This window comes from Cupriavidus sp. SK-3, assembly GCF_000611145.1.
Lineage (GTDB): Bacteria > Pseudomonadota > Gammaproteobacteria > Burkholderiales > Burkholderiaceae > Cupriavidus.
Map to the genome: position 1 here is coordinate 1 of NZ_JFJV02000212.1, position 2,255 is coordinate 2,255.

Consider the following 2,255-nt stretch of genomic DNA (forward strand, 5'->3'; position numbering starts at 1 on the left):
TCGCTGTCGATCCTCGAGTTGTCCCCGAACACTGACACGTTGCAGCGCCACGAAACCCTGCCGGCCGGACTGGAGGTGCTGTCCGACCCGGTGCCGCTTGGCACGCAGGCAGCCGGTGGCGATGACGGCATCGAGTGCATCTACCGGACCACGCAAGCGGTCGACTTGTATCCGCTGCGCCTGACCGAGGCCAACGCCTATGCGCGCGAGGATGGCCGCTCGGTGATCCGGCTAAGGCTCGAACTACTGGCGCCGGCACTGCGCGAGCAACTGGCGGTGCCGCGCCTGCGGCTCTACCTGCACGCCGACCGGCCATTGGCGCTGGCGCTGTACGCCGCGCTCACCGNCCGGTGCCGCGCCTGCGGCTCTACCTGCATGCCGACCGGCCGTTGGCGCTGGCGCTGTACGCCGCGCTCACCGCCCCGCCGCAGGCCATGCAGGTGCGCATCCCCGGCTACCCGACCGAACGCCCGGGTGCGCCCCAGGCGATGCCCGGCCTGGCGCTGCNGCGCAACGCCCGGGCGCGCCCCAGGCGATGCCCGGCCTGGCGCTGGAAGCGGCCGGCTTCGACGCGCAGGCACGCCTGTGGCCCAAGCCGGACAATGCCTTTGGTGGCTACCAGCTGCTGCTGGAGTACTTCACCTTTCCCGAGAAGTTCATGTTCGTGGACCTGGTGGGGCTGGACATGGGCGCCATCCCGCCAGGTACGGCGCATATTGACGTGGAGGTGGTGCTGGCCAGCCCGTTCCCCGACGACATGCGCTTCTCGGCGGAGAACGTGCGGCTCTTCTGCACGCCCATCATCAACCTGTTCGAACTGGAAGCCGACCCGATCACGGTCACGCACGTCGAGACCGAGTACCGGGTGCGGGCCATGGAGCAACACGGGCAGCATGTCGAAGCGTACTCGGTCGACACCGTGCGGGGCTTCGAGGCCGCGAGCGGCGCGCNGATGGAGCAACACGGGCAGCATGTCGAAGCGTACTCGGTCGACACGGTGCGGGGCTTCGAGGCCGCGAGCGGCGCGCGCTTCGAGTACGCGCCGTTCGCCGCCTTCCGCCACCGGGGCGGCATGCTGCGCCACGAGATGCCGGAGCGCTACTTCCACACCCGCGTGCGCCGCGGGCCCTCGGGCAGGTTCGACACCTGGGTGGTGCTTGGTGGCCATGCCTGGGAGCAGCAACAGACCCTGCCCGAGGAGACGCTGTCGCTGTCGGTCACGGGCACCAACGGCATGCTGCCCCGCAAGGGTCTGCGCGAGGCCGGCATCACGCGTATGCGCGACGGGTTCGCCAACGTCGGCACAGTGCGCAACCTGACGGCGCCGACCCTGCCGGTGTACCCGCCCACCGCCGACCGCTTCCACTGGCGCGTGCTGTCGCACCTGGCGCCAAACTACCTGTCGCTGCTCGATGCCGAAGTCCTGCGTGGCAGTCTTGCCCTCTACGACTGGACGGAAGGCGAGATGAACCGCCGGCGCATCGACGCCATCACGGACGTGCGGCACCGGCCCCTGCAAAAGCTCGTCAGGGGCGGCCTGCTGCGCGGCGTGGAGATCGAGGTGGTGCTGGACAGCACCCGCTTTGCCGGCGAGGGCGACGTCGAGCTCTTCGGCGAGATGCTCAACCGCTTCCTGTCGCTCTATGCCACGCTGAATCTGTACACCCGGCTGGTGATCGTGTCGCAGCCAGGCGGCAAGCGGCTCGCATGGCCCGACAGCAAGGCAGAGGGGGCACCGTTTTGAGCCTGCCGAACCTGCCTGCAACGGGGGCGCGGCAGCGCGCCTTGCTGCCCGCGCTGCTCGCCCGTGCGCCGCAGATGAACTTCTTCCGGCTCTGCGAGCTGATCGAGTTGTCTGCGCCGCAGTGTCCGCCGCTGGGCACGACCGATTCCCCGGCCAATGAACCGGTGCGTTTCCGCTCGCATGGGCGGCTGGGCTTCCCGGGGCGGGAGATTGACGCGGTGGAGCACGATGGCGACCACCCCGAGCGGCCGCCGGTGGTGCGGACCACCTTCCTGGGCCTTTACGGCGTGGATGCGCGCATGCCGTCCTACTTCGTGGACGAGGTTGCCCAGCGGCGCGACGGGGCAGAGCCGCTGGCGGCCTTCCTGGACCTGTTCCACCACCGGATCGTCACGCAGTTCTACCGCGTGGCGCGCAAGTACCGCTATCCGGTGGGCTTCCGGCGCGGCGGACAAGACGACGTGTCGTGTTACCTGCTGAGCCTGCTCGGGCTGGGCCTCGGCAAGCCGGG

At 69.6% G+C, this 2,255-nt stretch carries 2 protein-coding genes and 2 pseudogenes; all 4 read left to right on the forward strand.

What is annotated here, in order from left to right; translation table 11 throughout:
• On the forward strand, positions 1 to 346 hold a 346-nt coding region (locus CF70_RS38100; protein ID WP_235185133.1), incomplete at both ends, for a type VI secretion system baseplate subunit TssF.
• Positions 347 to 508: 162 nt separating this feature from the next.
• Positions 509 to 950: pseudogene (locus CF70_RS38105) on the forward strand (type VI secretion system baseplate subunit TssF); the annotation flags it as partial.
• Between the two features lies 1 nt (position 951).
• Positions 952 to 1,744, forward strand: a pseudogene (locus tag CF70_RS38110) (type VI secretion system baseplate subunit TssF); the annotation flags it as partial.
• A 74-nt stretch (positions 1,745 to 1,818) separates the two neighbouring features.
• The coding region (gene tssG / locus CF70_RS20695) for a type VI secretion system baseplate subunit TssG (RefSeq protein ID WP_035868826.1) at positions 1,819 to 2,255 on the forward strand (437 nt) is incomplete at its 3' end.